The organism is Actinomycetospora callitridis, from assembly GCF_028737265.1.
GTDB classification, from domain to species: domain Bacteria; phylum Actinomycetota; class Actinomycetes; order Mycobacteriales; family Pseudonocardiaceae; genus Actinomycetospora; species Actinomycetospora callitridis.
The window spans coordinates 1-18,418 of sequence record NZ_JAQZAK010000006.1 but is presented as its reverse complement, the minus strand read 5'-3'; the positions used below and the strand labels follow the sequence as shown (position 1 = coordinate 18,418).

14 protein-coding genes and 1 tRNA gene are annotated in these 18,418 nt (G+C 71.8%); 7 read left to right on the top strand and 8 right to left on the bottom strand.

Features of this window, described 5'->3' with window-relative positions; all coding sequences use genetic code 11:
- Entirely contained in the window at positions 1 to 1,599 is a 1,599-nt protein-coding gene (locus tag PH191_RS19055; RefSeq protein WP_274196210.1) for a Rieske 2Fe-2S domain-containing protein, read from the bottom strand.
- 88 nt (positions 1,600 to 1,687) lie between these two features.
- Here PH191_RS19055 and PH191_RS19050 point away from each other — a divergent pair, with 88 nt between their 5' ends.
- Entirely contained in the window at positions 1,688 to 2,722 is a 1,035-nt protein-coding gene (locus tag PH191_RS19050; protein WP_274196209.1) for a PHP domain-containing protein, read from the top strand.
- Between the two features lie 76 nt (positions 2,723 to 2,798).
- On the opposite strand, the gene PH191_RS19045 is transcribed toward PH191_RS19050, so the two are convergent.
- Together PH191_RS19045 and PH191_RS19040 are read right to left on the bottom strand one after the other, a co-directional pair.
- Complete coding sequence (locus PH191_RS19045; RefSeq protein WP_274196472.1) at positions 2,799 to 3,599, bottom strand: ArsR/SmtB family transcription factor; 801 nt, start codon at positions 3,597 to 3,599, stop codon at positions 2,799 to 2,801.
- A gap of 435 nt (positions 3,600 to 4,034) precedes the next feature.
- Positions 4,035 to 4,589 carry a hypothetical protein gene (locus tag PH191_RS19040; protein WP_274196208.1) on the bottom strand — a complete coding sequence of 185 codons (555 nt, stop codon included), beginning with the start codon at positions 4,587 to 4,589 and terminating at the stop codon, positions 4,035 to 4,037.
- Positions 4,590 to 5,133: 544 nt separating this feature from the next.
- Between PH191_RS19040 and PH191_RS19035 the strand changes: the two genes are divergently transcribed.
- Positions 5,134 to 5,209: transfer RNA gene (locus tag PH191_RS19035), tRNA-Lys, on the top strand.
- 337 nt (positions 5,210 to 5,546) lie between these two features.
- Here the strand turns inward: PH191_RS19035 and PH191_RS19030 are convergent.
- Positions 5,547 to 6,338 carry a nuclear transport factor 2 family protein gene (locus PH191_RS19030; RefSeq protein ID WP_274196207.1) on the bottom strand — a complete coding sequence of 264 codons (792 nt, stop codon included), beginning with the start codon at positions 6,336 to 6,338 and terminating at the stop codon, positions 5,547 to 5,549.
- 505 nt (positions 6,339 to 6,843) lie between these two features.
- Positions 6,844 to 7,740, bottom strand: a complete 897-nt coding sequence (locus PH191_RS19025) for a hypothetical protein (protein ID WP_274196206.1) — start codon at positions 7,738 to 7,740, stop codon at positions 6,844 to 6,846.
- Positions 7,741 to 8,486: 746 nt separating this feature from the next.
- Here PH191_RS19025 and PH191_RS19020 point away from each other — a divergent pair.
- The 3 genes from PH191_RS19020 (at position 8,487) to PH191_RS19010 (ending at position 11,475) form a co-directional block, all read left to right on the top strand.
- Entirely contained in the window at positions 8,487 to 9,782 is a 1,296-nt protein-coding gene (locus PH191_RS19020; protein ID WP_274196205.1) for an RNA polymerase sigma factor, read from the top strand.
- A gap of 167 nt (positions 9,783 to 9,949) precedes the next feature.
- Positions 9,950 to 10,825, top strand: a complete 876-nt coding sequence (locus tag PH191_RS19015) for a BAR domain-containing protein (RefSeq protein ID WP_274196204.1) — start codon at positions 9,950 to 9,952, stop codon at positions 10,823 to 10,825.
- A gap of 83 nt (positions 10,826 to 10,908) precedes the next feature.
- Positions 10,909 to 11,475: a sortase domain-containing protein gene (locus PH191_RS19010; protein WP_274196203.1), complete on the top strand. Its 567-nt coding sequence runs from the start codon at positions 10,909 to 10,911 to the stop codon at positions 11,473 to 11,475.
- A 759-nt stretch (positions 11,476 to 12,234) separates the two neighbouring features.
- Here PH191_RS19010 and PH191_RS19005 read toward each other — a convergent pair.
- From PH191_RS19005 to PH191_RS18995, 3 genes are all read right to left on the bottom strand, one after another.
- Positions 12,235 to 12,993 carry a serine hydrolase gene (locus PH191_RS19005; protein WP_274196202.1) on the bottom strand — a complete coding sequence of 253 codons (759 nt, stop codon included), beginning with the start codon at positions 12,991 to 12,993 and terminating at the stop codon, positions 12,235 to 12,237.
- A 428-nt stretch (positions 12,994 to 13,421) separates the two neighbouring features.
- Positions 13,422 to 13,622, bottom strand: coding sequence for a hypothetical protein (locus tag PH191_RS19000; RefSeq protein WP_274196201.1), 201 nt, complete (start codon positions 13,620 to 13,622; stop codon positions 13,422 to 13,424).
- Positions 13,623 to 14,263: 641 nt separating this feature from the next.
- Positions 14,264 to 15,112, bottom strand: coding sequence for a mycofactocin-coupled SDR family oxidoreductase (locus PH191_RS18995; protein WP_274196200.1), 849 nt, complete (start codon positions 15,110 to 15,112; stop codon positions 14,264 to 14,266).
- A 208-nt stretch (positions 15,113 to 15,320) separates the two neighbouring features.
- Here PH191_RS18995 and PH191_RS18990 point away from each other — a divergent pair, with 208 nt between their 5' ends.
- The gene (locus tag PH191_RS18990) at positions 15,321 to 16,244 is read left to right on the top strand and encodes an AAA family ATPase (RefSeq protein ID WP_274196199.1); all 924 of its coding nucleotides are present in this window, start codon (positions 15,321 to 15,323) and stop codon (positions 16,242 to 16,244) included.
- 164 nt (positions 16,245 to 16,408) lie between these two features.
- Complete coding sequence (locus tag PH191_RS18985) at positions 16,409 to 17,227, top strand: vWA domain-containing protein (protein ID WP_274196198.1); 819 nt, start codon at positions 16,409 to 16,411, stop codon at positions 17,225 to 17,227.
- Positions 17,228 to 18,418 lie beyond the last annotated feature (1,191 nt).

Genomic DNA, 18,418 nt, shown 5'->3' with positions numbered 1-18,418 from the left:
TCAGTCTCCCAGCTTGTGCGCCCGGATCTCGTGCCCCGCGGACGTCAGGCACCGACCGGTCCGGAGGTTGAACTTCCAGTTGTGCAGCGTGCAGGTGAGCACCTCGCCGTCGACGGCGCCGAACTTCGACAGGTCCGCGGACAGGTGCGGGCAGCGCGCCTGCACCGCCCAGCCGTCGAGCTCGATGTCGCGTCCGTCGTCGTTCTGCGCGTCGTACCAGTTCTCGACGTAGTCCATCCGCTCCTCGGACAGACACTTGAAGAACGTGTAGAGGTACTCGTTGTACTGACCCACGCGCGTCGCGGTGAAGCGCACCGACAGGAACAGCGAGTTCGACCAGTCGACCTCGCCGGTGGCGATGTTGGTCTGCACGAGCGTCGCCGGCACGCCCCAGCGGTAGCGGGCCTGCTCCCCGTTGTAGACGCGGATCTCGCGGGCGGTGAAGTCGAACGCCAGCGACAGGGTGCCGTCCTCGTCGACCCCGGGGGTGTCGTCGGGCATGCCGTGCAGGTCCATCCGGACCGGGCCGCCGATGCCGTCGCACATGTGGTCGGCCCGCTTCATCAGCGGCTCGATCCACTCCTTGAGCTGGCGCAGGATGTCCGGCTGCGGCGCCGCCCACTGCGCCTTCTGGGCCTCGATCGCGGGACGGGCGCGCTCGGCGAAGTCGCGCAGGTACCGCTCCTTGTCGAGGAAGATCGTCTCGATGTCGGCGTCCGACATCGGGTGCACGAGGTCGTCCACGGTGCCGTGGCCGATCTCGGCGGTCGTGCCGGGCAGGAGCAGGTGGCCCTGCTGGTCGCTCCCGGTGTCGTGGCCGATCTCCCGCATCCGGCCGAGGAACTCCCACTGGTCGGTGAAGATCGACTCGTCCTCGACGCCCTCGTAGCCCAGGCCGTTCCACTGGAAGAGCTCGTCGTCGAGGAAGCAGGGCGGGCCGGCCGTCGGGAAGATGTGCGGCGCGCCGACCTCGCGGATGTAGCGCATCGCCCGGTCCTCCTGGCCGATGCGCTTGCGGCGGGCGAACTCGCGCTTCGCGGCCTTGGGCAGGTCGTAGACCATCGGCCACCAGATGGCGCCGGAGAACTGCGTGAAGTGCGCGTCGTAGGCGCCGAACTCCAGCAGCTTCGGGATGTCCAGCGGGTGCGCGTCGTTCTGGTTGACGATCCGCGCGGTGCCGTCGTCGAGGGAGAGCGCGGAGTCGCCGATCGGGCCGTCGCCCGGCCCCTTCAGCGACGTGATCATGAACCGGAGGCCGCCGTCGAGCTCCTGCGGGACACCGCTCTCGGTGCGCACGAAGTGCCGGAAGCCCAGCTCGCGCAGCTCGTTCTCGAGCTCGTCGGTGGGGTAGTCCGGCAGCAGGACGCGGGCGTCCTTCGAGACGTGGTCGCGCAGGTTGACCGCGTCGAAGTGGTCGCGGTGCAGGTGCGAGACGTAGAGGTAGTCGCAGGCCCCCAGGGCGTCCCAGTCCAGCTGCGTGTTGTCCGGGAACGGCACCCACGACGCGAAGAACGTCGGGTTCACCCACGGGTCGCACAGCACGCTGCCGCCCGTCGTCTCGAAACGCATCCCCGCGTGCCCGACTCCGGTCACCCGCACGAGCAGACCACCTCCATCACAGTGCTCACCACCGATTGTGCGTGGTGGCGCGGCCCACGACCGCCTCGGGTGGGGTATCCCTGACCACGTGACCGCCCTTCCCGTCGACGGTGACCCGATCGCCGCACTGCGCGCCGTGGCCTTCTATCTCGAGCGTGAGCGGGCCGAGACCTACCGGGTGAAGGCCTACCGCTCCGCGGCGGAACGGCTCGCCGAGCTGGACCCCGACGACGTCGCGGCCCGTGCCCGGGCCGGCACGCTGACCGACCTCAAGGGGGTCGGGAAGAAGACGGCGGCCGTGGTGACCGAGGTCCTCGACGGCGGGACGTCGGCGACCCTGTCCGACCTGGAGAGCCGGCACACCGAGCCCGTCGCGGGCGGGACGGGCATCCGCGCCGCGCTGCGCGGCGACTGCCACACGCACTCGACGTGGTCCGACGGCGGCAGCGACATCCTCGAGATGGCCCGCACCGCCCGCGACCTGGGCCACGAGTGGATGGTGCTCACCGACCACTCCGAGAACCTCACCGTCGCCAACGGCCTGACGCCCGAGCGCCGGCGCCGTCAGTTCGACGTCATCGCCCGGGTGAACGAGGAGCTCGCGCCCTTCCGCCTGCTGCGCGGCATCGAGGTGGACATCCTCGAGGACGGCGACATCGACGCCCCCGACGACCTGCTCGAGGAGCTCGACCTCGTGGTCGCCAGCGTGCACTCGAAGCTGCGGGCGCCGAGCGACGTGATGACCGCCCGGATGGTCGCCGGCGTGTCGCACCCGCTGGTCGACGTGCTCGGCCACTGCACCGGGCGCCTGGTCACCGGGGGCCGCGGCACCCGCCCGCCCTCGACGTTCGACGCCGAGGCGGTGTTCGACGCCTGCGTGGAGAACGGCGTCGCCGTCGAGATCAACTCGCGCCCGGAGCGCCTCGACCCGCCGCGCCCCCTGCTGCGCCAGGCCCTCGCGGCGGGCTGCGAGTTCGTCGTCGACACCGACGCCCACGCCCCCGGTCAGCTCGACTGGCAGCCCTTCGGCTGCGAGCGCGCGGAGGAGTGCGAGGTGCCGGTGGAGCGGATCGTCAACACCCGCTCCGTCGACGACCTCGCCGCCTGGCGTTCTCGGGGCTAGTCAGCACTCTCCGAGTGCAAGCCCTGCGTCCTCGCTGGCACTCAACGCCAGGAAATCCGCTTCCTCGACGCGGCGCTCAGTCGGTCACCACGGCCTCGCCGGTCTCCAGCACCGACTTCAGGTTCGACAGGATCGCCGGCCAGCCGCCCGAGACCCCCTTGAGCATCTCGCTGTCGGGCACGAAGTCGTCGTGGGTGACCGTCAGCTTCACGGCCTGCCCCGCCGGCTCGATGTCGAAGGTGACCTTCGAGCGCTTCTCCTGCTGCAGCTCGGCCAGGCGCTCGTCGCTCCAGCCGAACATCTCCTGCATCTCGGGCTGGTAGTTGTGCCAGGTGAAGGACAGCCGCCGGGGCGGGTCGGCCTCGAGGACGTGCTGGTCCCAGTCGTGGGGCTCCTCGCCGCCCATCGACCAGAGGACCTTCGAGCCCACCGCCCATTCCGACGTCGGACCGCCGCCGTCGTAGTACTTCGCGATGAACGCGGGGTCGGTGAGCGCCTGCCAGAGCTTCTCGGGCGTCGTGCGGATGTAGGTGACGTAGACGAAGTCGTCGGACATCTCGGTCTCCTCGGAGTTCTCCTGCAGTGCCTGCTTGAGGTCGGCGAGGGTCTGCGCCCGCGCCCGGTCGTACCGCCGGATCCACCGGTCGGCGACGTCGTTGATCGGCGCGGCGTTGAGGTGGTGGTGCTTCTCCCGCCCCTGCCACGAGGTGACGACGAGACCCGCGGTCTCGAGCACCCCCAGGTGCTTGGCGACGGCCTGGCGGGACATGTCCAGTCCCTCGCCGAGCTCCCGCAGCGACTGGCCGCCGCGGGCGTGCAGCGCGTCGAGCAGGGCCCGCCGACTGGGGTCGGCGAGTGCGCGGAACACCTCGTCCATCACGCCTCCGATCACGCAACCCTACGGTTGCCTGTTCGACGATAGGCAACCTCACGGTTGCTCGTCAAGGAGCGAGTCGGAAGCCGTTTGCGAGGTGATCGAAGCGCGCCTAGCGTGGTCGGTACACGGGAGAGGAGGTGGTCCAGCGTTGAAGAACGACAGGACTCGTGAGGTGTCCGTCAGCTAGCTGCTCGAAGGCCGTGGAGTGGCCGGTCCGCAGGCGATGATCCTGCGGCAGGGCGGCCAGCGAATCCAGGCAGGACACCAGCCCCCGGAGTTTCCCGACCCTCGTCCAGTCGGGGCCCGACCGCCCGGCATCGCCGGTGCGGGAGGGAGCGCTCCGGGGGCCTTCCTGTGTCCGGGGCCCGTAACGCGTTGTCTAGTGCGCGTTGTCTAGTGCGCGTTGTCTAGTGCGCGGCGTCTAGTGCGCGGCGTCTAGTGCGCGGCGCGGGGCCGGTCGTCGATGCCGAACGAGGCGCCGTAGGGCGCGTCGAACGTCGAGCCGTAGGGGCGCTCCCCGGTGGCGTCGTCCCGTGCGGCCGGCATCGGTCCGGAGGCCAGCGGGTCGCCCGCGAACGGACGGTGGTCGTCCGGGGTGCTCTCGCCGGTCAGCCAGGGCAGCGGCGAGGAGCCGGTCGACGGCGAGCGCCAGCCCCCGGTCGCGGGGAACGGGGAGGAATTGGGGGTCGAGCTCGGTGCGTCGACGCTCCCGAGGGGGTCCTCGAGCGGGTCATCCCGGCGCGCGGCCTGGGGCTCCGGAGGGCTGAGCCGCGTGCGGCTCGGGCCGGGGCCGTGCGGCCCGGTGCCGGGCAGACCGCCCTCGGCGACCCACTTCGCCTCCTCGGCGATGCGGTAGGTCTGGCACGGCCAGCTGGCACGACCGCCGGCGTGGAAGCACTCGCGACAGTTCCCCTGGGGGTCCGGCACGTGCTCGGCGAGCACCTTGCGCCAGAGGTCGGGCATCTCGGACATGACCACGGCCATCGACACGTCGTGGCCTCCTCTCCGTGCGGTCGGGAGGCCTGGGTGGCGTCCCGTCGGGGCCCACGGGGAACCGTGCGGCACGCGGCGGGATCGAGCCGTGGATCAGGGAGCGCTCGGTCCCACCGCACCGGTCGTGCACACCGGGAGTAGGTACTCCGGTGCTGCGAGTGTTTGGTACCCGTTTCCTCGCCGCCGCACGATGGTCAGCGGACGGTGACGCCCTGCTACACAACGTCATACGGGTGATCGGCGCGTCGCTCCGGCGTGTTGGGTCGTCGCGACGGCCCACGGTCGCGTGCGGCTCGTTGAACAGGGGAGACGCTGTTCTTGAACTCTCGCGCGGTGACCGGCCCTCACTCGTCCAGGTCGGCCGGAACGGCCGCATGGCTCTCGGGTGGGTGGTGCCCGCCACGACTCCTCGGGCGCAGCGACGTCGCCGAGTGGAGCAACACTTGCGCTGAACGGCCCAGCGATCCGGTGGCCTCGGTCATCGAGTCCAGGGTCGGGGCAGCGCCGCGGTTACGCTTCCCCCGCGGCCGCACCCCGGCCCGGGCCTCTAGCTCAATGGGCAGAGCTACGGACTTTTAATCCGTTGGTTGTGGGTTCGAGTCCCACGGGGCCCACCACGTTCGACCAACACGAACAGGAACTCCGGGGGCTCTCGGCGGCTCGAGGGCTCCTCGTGGAGCAGATCGTGGAGCAGGTGGCGCTGTACGGTCCTCGTCGTGGCTCCCGAGCGAGGCCGTCGAGGTGCACAGCGGGGCACGGTCGAGAAGTTTGCCGAGGGGATCACTGCGGGTCTCGCTCTTCCCGGGCGACTCCGTGCGAGCTCCCAGCACCCCAGCGCCGTCGCACTTCGCGCAGCCATCGCCACCGCCCACGGCCTGTTCGAGGCGAGCGAGATGCATCGGCGCGAATGATCCGACGGCTGCTGGAGTCCGCGGCGTCGGTGTTGCTGAGTAGCTAACAGAATTCTCGGTAGCCCGAGAGGTGGCAGACAGCCCATCGCTGGGCGGCGGTGACGGGGTTGGGGCGGTCGCCCTGATCCTCGTAGCGCCACTGACACGGGTTCTCGGCGGAGATGGCGTCGAAGTTGCATCCGTAGGGGTTGGCGCTGCTGGTGACGCCTTCCCGGTAGCCGGTGGGGCAGGTCTCGAGGTCGGCCGAGCAGTGGCTGGGCCTCGCGTCGTTGTCCTGCCCGTCGCACGCTGGGGTTTGAAGCCCATCGCCGACGAAGGAGTCCTCGCATTCGAAGGGCACGGTGCGGGAGCCCGGGGAAGGAGCGCGCTCGGTGGGTGTTGCGGTGGCCGCCGCCCGTTGGCCCGTGCCGACGAACGCGACGCGGCCGGTATCGGTGAGGCCGACGCCATAGTCGCCGGACGCGTAGAGATAGTCGACCTCGGGTCGCGGCTGGGGCGGGTGACGCAAGGCCTCGAGCAACCCGTCGCGAACCGCCTCGGGTGAGAGGCGTGTCCGCAACGTGGACCACGAGGCAGCGGTGTCGTCGGGGGCGTACACCGCTCGCACGGCAGACATGTCGTTGGCTTCGAGGGCCGAGTACAGGCGCCGCGCTCCGTCGCTCGCGGCCGGCGGCATCGGACGCCCTTCGCTGTCGACGGTCGCCGGACCGACCTGTTGCAGCGGAGCTGCTGGCCCGGTGGAAGCCGTTGCCGAGGAGGCGACCGGAGCCGGCGTAGACGTCGACGCGGTCGCCATCCACCACACCGCGCCGATGGCGACCACCAGTGTCGCCACCGCCAGTATCCCGATCAGCCTTGCCCGCGCCAGCCGGCGCGGAGTGGTGCTCGGTGCGGCGTCAGCCGGCGGAACTCCCGCCGCGCCCATTCCTGGTGGTCGGAGCAGCGGCTCCGTGGGCGGGTCGCCGGCGCGAGGCCCTCGAGCCCCTTGATGTAGCTCCCGCAACGGTTCCCCCCCAGATGAATGCCTTGCTCGTCGTCGCGTTCGCGTGGCGCGTTACTCGCGCGATCGCATGGCTGGTTGGCGTCGCCCGGGATCAGGGACGCTGCCGTGCCCTTCGCGCCGCCGGAACGAGAGCGGCTCGGTACGGAGGCTCGTCTCCCCTGGCAGGTGCGACGCCTGTGGGCAGAGAGTGCGGGCGCTGGAGGCCCGGTCGGCAGCTCTCGGACGGCTGTCAGCCACCGAACAGCCCACCTCCGCTGTCACCGCCCCCCGCGACACCTGCCCCCCGCGGCTCTGGCCCGGCGCCCCTCCGGGAGCGCCGGGCCAGAGGTGGGGCGGGTCACGGCGCGCTGCGGCGGCGGTACCAGACGTAGCCGCCGGCACCCAGCGCGGTGACCCCGAGCGCTCCAGCGGCGATCGGCACGATCGGCATGGCCGCTCCGGAGCCGTCACCGGCGGCCACCCCTCCCTCCGGGTAGGCGGCGTCCTGCACGTCCTCGGTCGACGGCTCGCCCTGCTCCTGGCCCGCCTCCACGACCTCGACACGCTCGATGTCCCGGCCCTCTGAACCGCAGCGGACCGCGGTGCCGTCGCTGTAGACCACCCACCGGCCGCCGTTCCACAGGTACACCGACCTCGGGTACACGTTCGTCTGCTGATTGATGATCACCGGCCGGTTCACCACCGTCGGCGCGGGCGGTGTCGACGGACCGGGGTTGGGGTCGTCCCCGGGCGTGGGGTCGTCGCCGGGCGTGGGGTCGTCGCCGGGCGTGGGGTCGTCGCCCGGGGTGGGGTCGTCGCCGTGGGTGCCGCGGCGGTCGCACTGTTCGCGGGCCTCACGGAGCTCGCGGACGGCCTCCTGGAGAGCGTTGCCGGCCGCGGTCTGCGCGTCGAACAGCCGCGTCTGCTTCTCGACGGCGCGCTGCGCGGTGAGTCGGGCGGCCTCGATCTCGGCGGCCGTGGCGTTGTCGTCGGCCTGGACCCGCCGGTACTCGGACTGAGCGGTGGCCACGACGAGCTTCTGACGCTTGTACGCGGCGACCGCGTCGTCGAGGGCGGACTGGCGCTGGTCGACCACGCGCTGGGCCTGCACGACGTCCGGGCACTGCGCTGTGATGGGCGACGACGCGGGTGATTCGGCGGAGGCGACGCCGGCGCCGAGGGGCAGCAGTGCGCCGGCGGCCAGGGCCCCACCGAGCAGGACGCGGTAGCGGAACGGCAGGTAACGCTGGGACATCAGCTCTCCTCGTGCCTCGTCCGCAGCCGTGCTCGGCGGCGGTCACGGGGGTAGGAGCAGCGGGCCCGGGTGACTCGCACACTTTCCCGAGAACTTCTTCCAAGATTTCCTGCGAATGCCGGCCGGGCCGTGGACCCGGGGGCGTGACGATCCGATCGCCGGGCCGCGATTGGCCGTCGGCCGCGGTCGGAGCCACGCCTCGACCGAGGCGGGCACCGGGTCGATGCCCACCGGAGATCCCGCGTCGTGGTCGGACGACTCTTCGTCGACCGTGGGGAGCAACGTCGGTTCCGGCCAACGGCGGTCCCAAAGCCGTTTGGCCCGCGTGGGGTGCCGCCGGGCGAGCGGGGGGAAACGATCGTGGCAGGCGCGCCGATGGGTGGATCACTACTCCGGGGGGAGCGAGGGTGACCGTCGGTCGGCGAGATCGCGGTCTGCTCGCGGGAAGCAAGGTGGGACATGCTGGTTCGTTTCGATGCCCGGCACCATGCGGACACCACGCCGTGACGGCCCGGGACGGAGCGAGGCGCCCTGAGCTTCCTCGCTCCGACTCCTCTGGGGCACCCGCCGGCCGACAGAGGCTCGGTACTGCTGGCGACATGTCGTCGCTGGCCCGAGCGGGCGAGGCGTCTGGAGCCCCTGAGACCGGACCGGTGGCCACCGCCCGTCCGTTCGTCGCGGGATCGGGGCCGCGCCTGGTCCGCACCTCGGTGCGGGTGCCGCAGCAGCGGAAGAGTTCGCCTCCGATGCCCGCCACCGGGCCGCTCCTCGTCGACGACGCTGCCCTCGCGGTGGCCGCGCGGAACAATCCGACGGCGTTCGCGGCGATCTATCGTCGGTACGGCGACGCCTTGCACGACTTCTGCCTCGGCATGTTGCGTGACTCCGACGCGGCGGCCGACTGTGTCCAGGACGTGTTCTGCACGGCGGCGTCACGGCTGGGGCAGCTGCGCGAGCCCGACAAGCTCCGGCCGTGGCTCTACGCAATCGCGCGGCACGAGGCCCTGGCCCGGCTTCGTCGGCGGCGTCGGGAAGAGCCCACCGACGACCTGCCCGACTCCGCCAGCACCGCCGAGGGCCCCGAGACGTTGGCCGCGCGGACAGAACTCGTCTCCCTCGTTGCGAAGGCCGTGGGTGGGCTCGCCGACCGTGATCGCGCGGTTCTCGAGCTGCACTACCAGCACGGTCTGGACGGGCCAGCACTCGCCGAGGCCCTGGGCGTCAGCGCCACCAACGCCAACACGCTGGTCTCGCGGCTGCGGACCACCATCGAACGCTGCCTGGGCGCGACGCTGGTCGCCCGCCACCACCGCGATCACTGCCCCGAGCTCGCCGCGCTGCTCGCGGACTGGGACGGTGCGATGACCGTCCTGCTGCGCAAGCGGCTCAACCGCCACATCGAACGCTGTGGATCCTGCAGCCGTGCCCGCCGTGAGCTCGTCACGCCCCAGGCGCTGCTGGCCTCGGCCCCGGTGATCATCCCGGCACCGGCCTGGCTCGGGGATTCGGTCGTGCACCACGCCACCCCACTGCTCAAGACCAGCGGGCTGGCCCACCACGGTTGGTGGCCCGCAGGGGTGGGGTCGGGAACGCCCACGGCGCTCGCCGCGGTCGCGGCTCCTCTCGTCGCCGCGGCGACCGTGTCCCTCGTCGCGATCGCGCCCCTGACCGCCGGTCCCGGCCCAGAGGCGACGGCGGACCACCCAGCGCACGAGATCAGCGCCAGCGCGGTCCCTCGCACCGCCCCCGCTCTGCCCGCACGAGCCACCATCCTGACGACGACGACCCCGGCTCGCGTGGCGCCGCCGGCCGTGCGTCGGACCACCGTGAGCGGATCCACCACCCCACCGAGCGCCGTCGACAGCGGCGGCGACGGGGGACAGGGCGGCGAGCAGGGTCAGGGCGGTGACGGGGGCGCCGGCCAAGGCGGCGACGGGGACGGCGGCGGGCTGATCGACGACGGCGGTGGCCAAGACGGGGGCGGCGGCGGTGATGCCGGCAACGGCGATGGCGGTGCTGGCGGGCTGTTCGGCGACGGATAGCGAGCCGCTTTCGGTTCGACCAACCCGCGGCACCACCGCGATCTGGAGCCTCGCCGCGGAAGACGCCGAAGAAGTCCCGAGAAAAATGTGCGAGTCGTCGGGTCCCGCTGCTCCTACCCGTGTCACCGCCGCCGAGCACGGCTGCGGACGAGGCACGAGGAGAGCTGATGTCCCAGCGTTACCTGCCGTTCCGCTACCGCGTCCTGCTCGGTGGGGCCCTGGCCGCCGGCGCACTGCTGCCCCTCGGCGCCGGCGTCGCCTCCGCCGAATCACCCGCGTCGTCGCCCATCACAGCGCAGTGCCCGGACGTCGTGCAGGCCCAGCGCGTGGTCGACCAGCGCCAGTCCGCCCTCGACGACGCGGTCGCCGCGTACAAGCGTCAGAAGCTCGTCGTGTCCACCACCCGCGCCACCTACGAGCGGCTGCAGGGCGACGACAGCGCTACCGCTGCCGACATCGAGGACGCCCGCGTCACCGCCCAGCGGGCCGTAGAGCGCAACACCAGGCTCTTCGCCGCCCAGCAGGCCGCCGACCGGGCCCTCCAGGAAGCTGTGCGCGAACTCGCCGACGCCCACGAGGAGTGCGAGAACACGACCACCTCGACCGAGCCAACCACCCCGACCGAGCCGACCACCCCGACCACCCCGACCGTGCCGACCACCCCAACGACGCCCGCCAGCCCCGGCGGTCCGGTGACTCCTGTGCAGCCGCAGGTGACGGTGCACCAGCAGACGAACGTGTACCCGACGTCGGTGTACCTGTGGGGCGGGGGACGTTGGGTGGTCTACAGCGACGGCACCGCGGTGCGCTGCGGCTCCCACGGGCAGACCGTCGATCGTGTCGACGTGGTCGACGCCGGGATCGAGCAGGGCGCGCCGTCGAGCGAGGACGTGCAGGACGCCGCGTACCCGGAGGGAGGGGTGGCCGCCGGCGATGGTTCCGGGGCGACCGCGCCGATCGTGCCGATCGCGGCGGGCGCTCTCGGGCTGACCGCGCTGGGCGCCGGCGGCGTGGCCTGGCACCGTCGCCGCAGCGCGCCGTGACCGGTCAGATCCCGGCAGCACCGGCGGGACGAGAGTCGAGGCGCCCGGGGGTCGGTGTCCCGGTCGTCCTCGTGCTCCTCGCCGTGGCTGCCTTCGCGGTGGCCTTCTTCTCCAGCGTGAACGGGGGGCGGGTCGGGCCGGCCTCGGTGGGGCTGCCGCCCGGACGCATCGCGGTTGAGATGCCGCTTGGCCCGGCCGCGACGACCGCGCTGCGTGTCCCCTCGATCGGGCTGGACACTCGCGGGCTCGCGGAGCTCGGGCAAGATGCGGACCACCGCCTGGAGGTGCCGCGGGATGCGGCCACGGTGGGCCACTACGCGGAGGGCGCGTCGGCGGGTGAACCAGGCCCGGCCGTCTACGCCTCGCACGTCGTCTACCGAGGCGTTGAAGGAGGCTTCGCCCGGCTCGCCGAGGTCGAGGTCGGCGACCAGGTGCTCGTCGATCGCAGCGACGGAGTGACCGTGGTGTTCCGCGTCGACCGCGTCGCCCAGGTGGACAAGGACGCGTTCCCGACCCGGGCGGTGTACGGCCCCACCGCGAGCCCGGAGCTGCGACTCATCACGTGCGGCGGCACCTTCGACACCGACGCCGACAGCTACGAGGACAACGTCGTCGTGTACGGCACCGGCCTCGAGGCCTACCGACCCTGACGCTCATTTCCCTGTAGCAGGGATCGCTCGGGGCTTCGCCCAGAGAACGAACGCTTGGAAGGAGCTCAGCACTGCTGACGACGCCCGAAAGCTGACCCCCTGGCGACGCGTGGGTTCCAGGGCGGATTCTGGTGATCGTCGCAACGTTGCTGTTCAGGAGCCTGCCAGAGCGGCGGTGAAGGCGTCGGTGGGGCTGGCCCATTCGAGACGCTTGCGGGGCCTGCCGTTGAGGCGGTCGCCCACCCCGGCAGCCAGCAGCTCCCAGTACCGCGCTTCCACATCCAGCTGGCGCTTCGGCCCTCGCCGACCCATCGACACCCCAGTTGATCTATCAGGAGTGTTGCGACAAGCCCTGGAACCCACGCGTCGCCAGGGGGTCCAGATTCAGCCGCCGTTGACAAGCACTTCTCGAGACTCCCGCCTGCCGGCCAGCCGATGACCCGGTTCTACGTCAGTCTGCGCTCCGATCGTTTGGCTACTCCGGCGACCGGAGGAACCAAGGCACCACCGGTGCATCCAGCTCAGCTGATGCCGTCTCTTGCTTTCGAGCTGGCGCGCGGCTGTCGCTGGCTCCGCGGGCCCTTCGGCAGACTTGGCTAGCTCGCGCGTTGGTGCCGGCGACCCCGGCGTTAGCGGCGCCCCCAGCTGCTGTTCTGGCCGGTCCTTGGGCGGGAGCTTGGGGTAAGGCATCACTGTCGCTCGATCAGCTGGGCGCCTATGCCGTGAGGAGGCCCGTTGACAGTGCCGCGCTCCACGGCGTCAGCGGGGGGCGGCCGTCGAGGGGTGGATCGTGACGGGCCGCGCGGCGATCCGGGCCAGGGCCTCGACGAGCTGGATGCCGGCGTCCTTGCTGGGTTGGTCCTCGGTGAGGACGGCGAGGAGGACGGGACGCCCCGTCGTGGTGACGATGCCGACGGACCCGACGGCCCACCGCCCGTCCTCGGCGTCCGAGGGCGCCCACCCGTTCTTCAGGGCGGTCGTCGTCCCCGGGTCCGCGGCCGCGCTGACGCCCCACCGCTGCTCGTTCACGACGTTGCTCATCAGGTCGAGGGCGAAGGAGCGGAAGTCCGGGCCGAGAGGCCCGGGCGCGTGCAGGGCGGCGAGCAGCGCCAGCTGGTCGGATGCCGGGGTCGTGCTGCTGCCCCAGCGGTCGACGAGGCGGGTGGCGCGCACGCCGAGACGGCGGTTGGCGGCGTCGAGGGCCGGCACTCCGCCCAGGTCTTCCCAGAGGCGCGAGGCGGCGTCGTTGTCGCTCTCCCGGATCATCCGCGCGGCCAGCTCCCGACGAGCGGTGGAGGGCGCGCGACCGTCGTCCTGGCTCTGCAGCAGCAGGACCGCGAGGACGTCGAGCTTGACCACGCTCGCGGTCCGGATCGAGGTGTCGGCGGCGTACCCGAACGACTGCCCGGTCGTCACGTCGAGCGCGGCCACCGAGACGTGGCCGGCCGACGCGCCCTGGACGAGACGGTCGATCGCCGCGGTCGCCTCCCGTGCGGCGGCGCCCGGGTCGGTGAGCACGGCGGGCGGAGGGTTCGGGTTGCGGGCCGGGCTGCTGATCGGTGGAGGAGCAGGCGTCGGCGCGCGATGGACGTCGTCTGTGACCGTGGCGAAGAGCACGCTCAGCACCACCGCGAGCAGAGCCTGACGGCCCCGGCCGCCAGGTCGTCGGCCGGGCCTCCCGGACGCAGGCGGGTGGGGCGAGCCGGGGTCGGGGCGCTGGGCTGGCGGGACGACGGGCTGCGCCGACCGCGGTGCCGGGACCACCGGGACGGTCGGCGGATCGCTCGGCGGGGGCGTCGCGGTGAGTGGGACGAGGCGGACCTCGACCGACGGCGCACGCCTCCCGTGCTCAGACAAGGGCGGCGGTGGCCGACGACGGACGACGGCCCGGGCGCGCCGTAGCCACCAGGACGAGGTGCTGGACGCGGAACGTGGAGGAGGTCACCTCACCGGTTGCCGTTGTGGGGACCGCGGACCGGCGGGGCGGCCCGGTAGGCCGACAGGAACGCGACGAGCTCGGGGATGGCTTGCCCGACGGCGTGCGCCACCGGCACGTGAGCAGGCGTGTAGCCGTGACGTCCCAGGAGTGCACCGAGCTCGCCGAGGAACTGGATAGACGGGAACACCTCATCAGACGGGGGAGCCATGACACCAAGGTGGAGTGGTGCCCGCACGACGTCACGCCACCACGCCGAGGTACGGCCCCGCGAAAGGCAGCCGGCCACCGGCGACACCCCGCAGAGGGTGACCACCCGCAGGCTGCCTTTGGACGAGTCTTGGTTGCACGCCCTCCCTCGCTAGCTCGGTCCGATAACCCCCAGCATCGTCAGCTCCCACCGTCGTGTCCTTGCGGCGGCAATTAGGCCCCGGCGCTACGAGCCCGTATGCCTGCCCCCGCCGGAGGCAGACCAGACGCCCGCGCACATGCCTGCCGGACGGGGATCGTGCTTCGAAAGTCGACGATGTCGACGCCCGCCCCCACGGTTGACCGCCGGTGGCGTCGAGTTCCTCCTCGCGCCTCACCCCTCGCGCCTCGGCGGTGGTCGTGCGAAGCCGCGCCATCTGTCTGCCTCACGGACGATGGCTGACGATGGCTATCGTCGGCGCGAGCGCACACCTGGTTGGCAACGTCACCGACGCCCTGCGCCGGCACGGACCCGAGAACGGGCGGTGGCCGATCAATGCGGCATGCGAGCTCGGGTGTGAGGCGTTGGCGCGCGGGCATCGCCAACGAGGTGGAGCCGGGCTGGGTGCGGTCCTGTGGATCTGGGCGTGGCGGTGTGCTCCGTCAGACGACGTTCGGGAAGCGGTAGGGCTGAGTGCCGCCCGCGTCGACGACCTGGGTGGTGCCGGTGACGTAGCGCGCTTCGTCTGAGGCCAGCCAGAGCACTGCGTTCGAGATGTCGACCGGGTCCAGCCAGGGGATGGGTAGCGCGTTGACGTTCTTGTAGGCCTGCGTGGCCTGCTCGCGGGTCGCGCCCTCGACGCCGGTGAACAGGTCGTAGATCGCCTGGTTCTGCACCATGTCGGTGTTGACCACGGTCGGGTGGACGGAATTGACGCGGATGTGGTGCTGGGCGAGCTCCACCGCGAGCACACGCATAAGCCCGGTCACGCCGTGCTTGGCGGCTGTGTAGTGCGCAAGGTTGCCGTACGCCACGAGGCCGGCGGTCGAGCTGGTCAGGACGATCGATCCGCCGGTGCCCTGCTCGAGCATCTGCGGGATGACCGCCTTGCAGGTCTTCCAGACGCCGGTCAGGTTGACGTCGATCATCTCCTGCCAGGTCTCCTCGGACAGCTCCCAGGCCGGCGCGAACGACGCGATGCCAGCGTTGGCCGAGACGATGTCGAGGTGCCCGAATTCGCTCACCCCGTCCGCGACCGCGGACTGCAGGGCGCTGAGGTCGCGGACGTCAGCCACCCGGGCGAGGACGCGACGATCGAGCTCCTCGACAAGCCGGGTGGTCTCGTCGAGGTCCTCACGGGTCGCCTGAGGGTAGGGAGTGGTCTTCGCGTCCTCGCAGGAGTCGACGGCGATGATCTCCGCGCCCTCCTGCGCCAAGCGGATCGCGTGGCTGCGTCCCTGTCCCCGGGCGGCTCCCGTGATCAGCGCGACTTTCCCGTCCAGCCGGCCCATGACGCCCTCCATCTCCGCCGAGCACCGTCGCCCGGGCTCGTGGTCCACGGTGGGTCTGGGCGTGGTGGCGGGTCAATCGAGCGATCGGACGTGCTGACGCGTCCGTGCAGGCCGCCGGTTTGTGAGACGCCGGAACGGACTGGTAGTCATAGCTCGGCCGAGCTGCCTGACGAGCCGCCTTCGCGACGTCGGGTCGAGAGGGTGCGAGATGACACGAGCGGACGAGCCCGGGAGCCGCGAACCCGGCACGGCGCGGGCACGTCGCGACGCGATCCGTAGCGAGCTGGTCGGCCGGCGTCGGGAGCTGGATCTGGTGCTGGCCGCGGTGACCGCGGGACGGGACATCCTGCTCGAGGGGCCGCCCGGTACCGGGAAGTCGACGATGCTGCGCGCGATCACCGGAAACTGGGGGATCCCGTTCGTGCTGGTCGAGGGGAACGCCGAGCTGACGCCGGCCCGGTTGATCGGCCACCACAATCCGGCTCGGGTCCTGCGCGAGGACTACTCGGCCGACAACTTCGTGGCCGGCCCTCTCGTGGACGCGATGCGCTCGGGCGGTTTCCTCTACATCGAGGAGCTCAACCGGGCTCCGGAGGACACCCTCAACGTGCTGCTCGCCGCCATGGCCGAGCGGGAGGTCGCGGTGCCGCGGGTCGGCACGATTGCGGCCGAGCCCACGTTCCGGGTGCTGGCCTCGATGAACCCGTTCGACAACGTCGGCACGGCGAGGATCTCGGACTCGGTCTACGACCGGTGGTGTCGCCTCGCCGTCGGCTACCAGGACGCCGACGAGGAGACCGACATCGTCGCCGTGCGCACCGGCTCCGACGACCGCACGCTGATTGGGGACGCGGTGGCCATCACCCGCGCCACCCGACAGCACCCGGAGCTGCGCCGGGGCTCCAGCGTGCGGGGCGCGATCGACACCGTGGCGATCGCGACCGAGCTGGGGGCGCTCGGGAGCTACTCCGAGCGCGAGCGGATGGTGCTCGACGCCGCCCTGCTCGCGCTGACCGCCCGCGTCGGCGTCGACGAGGCCTCGGAGGCCAGCCCCGAAGAGGTGATCACCGAGATCTGGGAGAACCATTTTTTCTCCTCCCCCGGCGGGCGGCGCCGGGTCCGCACCGCCTGACCGTCGACAACGCCGTCGCGTTCCCGACCGCCGAGAGCCGAGACCGACGGACCCTCGACCCGCTGCGCCGCAGGCCCAAACAGCTCTCCGAGGCACCGTCGCTGTTCCGGGACGGGAACGCACCCCTCGTCGTCGACCTCGGCGACACGCGGGGCGCGGGCGACGTGGACGCCCAGCAGGCGGGCGGACAGGGCGTGCTGCTCACGTCCCAAACGGCGCGGCTGCGCAGCCTGGACGACCTGCTCGAGGACCGAGCCCCGGCCGGTGAGGTCGCGCAGATGGCGCAGCGGATCGCGCGCCGCCTCGCCGTCCGCCGGCGTCCCCGCGAGGTCGCGGCCGAACGCGGCGCGGGCCGGGTCGTGTCGGTGCCCTACCGGTACCGCAGCGACGACATCGACCTGGACCGCACCATCGAGGTGCTGGCCGAGCGGCCGGTCCCCGACGATACCGACATCGTCGTCCGCGAGCGGATGCGCTCCCCGCGCGCGGTGGTGCTCGTCGTCGACGTGTCCGGGTCGATGCGTGGGGAGAAGGTGCGGATCGCGGCGGCAACTGTGGCCGCCCTCTCGGCGGACCTGGTGCACGACGGGCTCGCGCTGGTGGCGTTCTGGTCCGACGCGGCGCTGCTCGCGCCGCTGGCCAAGCCCGTCCCGCCAGCGCGGCTGCTTGACCAGCTGATGCGGATTCCCGCCCGTGGGCTGACCAACGTCGGGTTCGGGCTCTCGGTCGCGCGCGCCGAGCTCGCGCGCTCGACCGCGCGCCACCGCACGGCGGTCCTGCTCACCGACGCGGTCCACAACGCCGGGCCCGACCCGCGCGAGACGGCGCGCCGGTTCGACGAGCTGCACGTTCTCTGCGAGACCGACGGCGAGCACGACGCGCCTCTAGCCCGCGACATGGCACGCCTCGGCCATGGCCGGTACGCCCCGATCGCCACACACCGCGACGTCGCCCCCGCCCTCAACCGACTGCTCGCCGGCTGACCAGATCTTCGAGCGCGGAGCCGAGGTGGACTCGGACCCGAGGAGGTGGATTGAGCCCAGCGATGCACGAGAAGCCCGATGGAGCTGTCCTCGCGTCTCCGCCCGATAACCCGGTGCTACGACACGGCCCAGGGGGTCCTCATCTGCGGAGCGGACCATCGATGAGGAGACGCGACGAGGGGCGCCCCCTGTGCCTGATGGGACGCCCCTCGTCGGCTGCCCCACCAACCCGAGAGCCCGAGAAGAGAGTGGGTGGGGTAAGCCGGACGAAACGCTAGAGGCTGCAATGAGCGTCCGGCGCTCGGTGTCGAGGAAGTACTTCGGGGGGACGGTGTTGACCTCGGTCACGAAGTTCGTGGCTCGATCCCGCTGTGCTCGGAGAGGGTCAGGGGGCCGTTCGCCCCGCCCTCGCCCAGTCGGCCGGATGCCCATCGCCCGGCCGGACCCTCTTCGCGGCCACAGGTAACGGCCGCATCGGTGACACCGACACCGGCGCGAACGAGCACCGACGACCCGGGACGGACGGTGACCGACGTGCTACTGGTAGCCGCGGGGACCCTCTCGCACATGATCTTGGGCGCGACGCTCTACTTCCTGGGTCGACGGCACGGCTGCCGTCGACGGCCGCCCCAACGCGTACGGGTCCAGCTGCCCCACCGAGAACTCACGACCGTCCCGACGACAGGACGGCATGAGCGGCGCCCTTGATCGCGGACATCGAGCTCGCGGTCCCTCCGGCTGGGCTTCAGTGCTCTCCGCGCGGAGAGCCGCGACGCCTTCGGCCACCGCAGCCAACCGAGCACCGAGGCCATGCGGCGAGATGTCATGGAGGCGAAACGGAGACTCGCACCCGCACTCGCACTCCGGCAACCACAAGGGCGACGGACTCCCAGGAGGAGGACACCGGAGCCGAGCATCGGCGCCGCCGCCCGCCACTCGAGCGCCGATAACCCGGTTCTCCGTCGGTTGCTGGCCAACGCGTCTGCGGCGCTCCCTCAGTGCCGGCGCGTCTGTGAGCTCGCGAACGGAGCCGGTCGCGGGGGTGCGGGCTCTGACTCGGCATAGCCGCGTGGTGTGGGGTGCGGGAGGAGGGCCCAGTCAGAGATGGACCTTTCCGGAGACCCCGGGCGTGGTGGCGCCGCCCACCCACAGGTCGTTCCCGACCTGCTCGACGTGCACGCGGCCGCGTCG

What these genes read in the sequence shown, in the direction of transcription:
- PH191_RS19045 (WP_274196472.1), bottom strand. Translation starts at nt 3,599, where the DNA reads ATGGACGAGGTGTTCCGCGCACTCGCCGACCCCAGTCGGCGGGCCCTG.
- PH191_RS19025 (WP_274196206.1), bottom strand. Translation starts at nt 7,740, where the DNA reads ATGTCCCAGCGTTACCTGCCGTTCCGCTACCGCGTCCTGCTCGGTGGG.
- PH191_RS19020 (WP_274196205.1), top strand. Translation starts at nt 8,487, where the DNA reads ATGCCCGCCACCGGGCCGCTCCTCGTCGACGACGCTGCCCTCGCGGTG.
- PH191_RS19015 (WP_274196204.1), top strand. Translation starts at nt 9,950, where the DNA reads ATGTCCCAGCGTTACCTGCCGTTCCGCTACCGCGTCCTGCTCGGTGGG.
- PH191_RS19000 (WP_274196201.1), bottom strand. Translation starts at nt 13,622, where the DNA reads ATGGCTCCCCCGTCTGATGAGGTGTTCCCGTCTATCCAGTTCCTCGGC.
- PH191_RS18995 (WP_274196200.1), bottom strand. Translation starts at nt 15,112, where the DNA reads ATGGGCCGGCTGGACGGGAAAGTCGCGCTGATCACGGGAGCCGCCCGG.
- PH191_RS18990 (WP_274196199.1), top strand. Translation starts at nt 15,321, where the DNA reads ATGACACGAGCGGACGAGCCCGGGAGCCGCGAACCCGGCACGGCGCGG.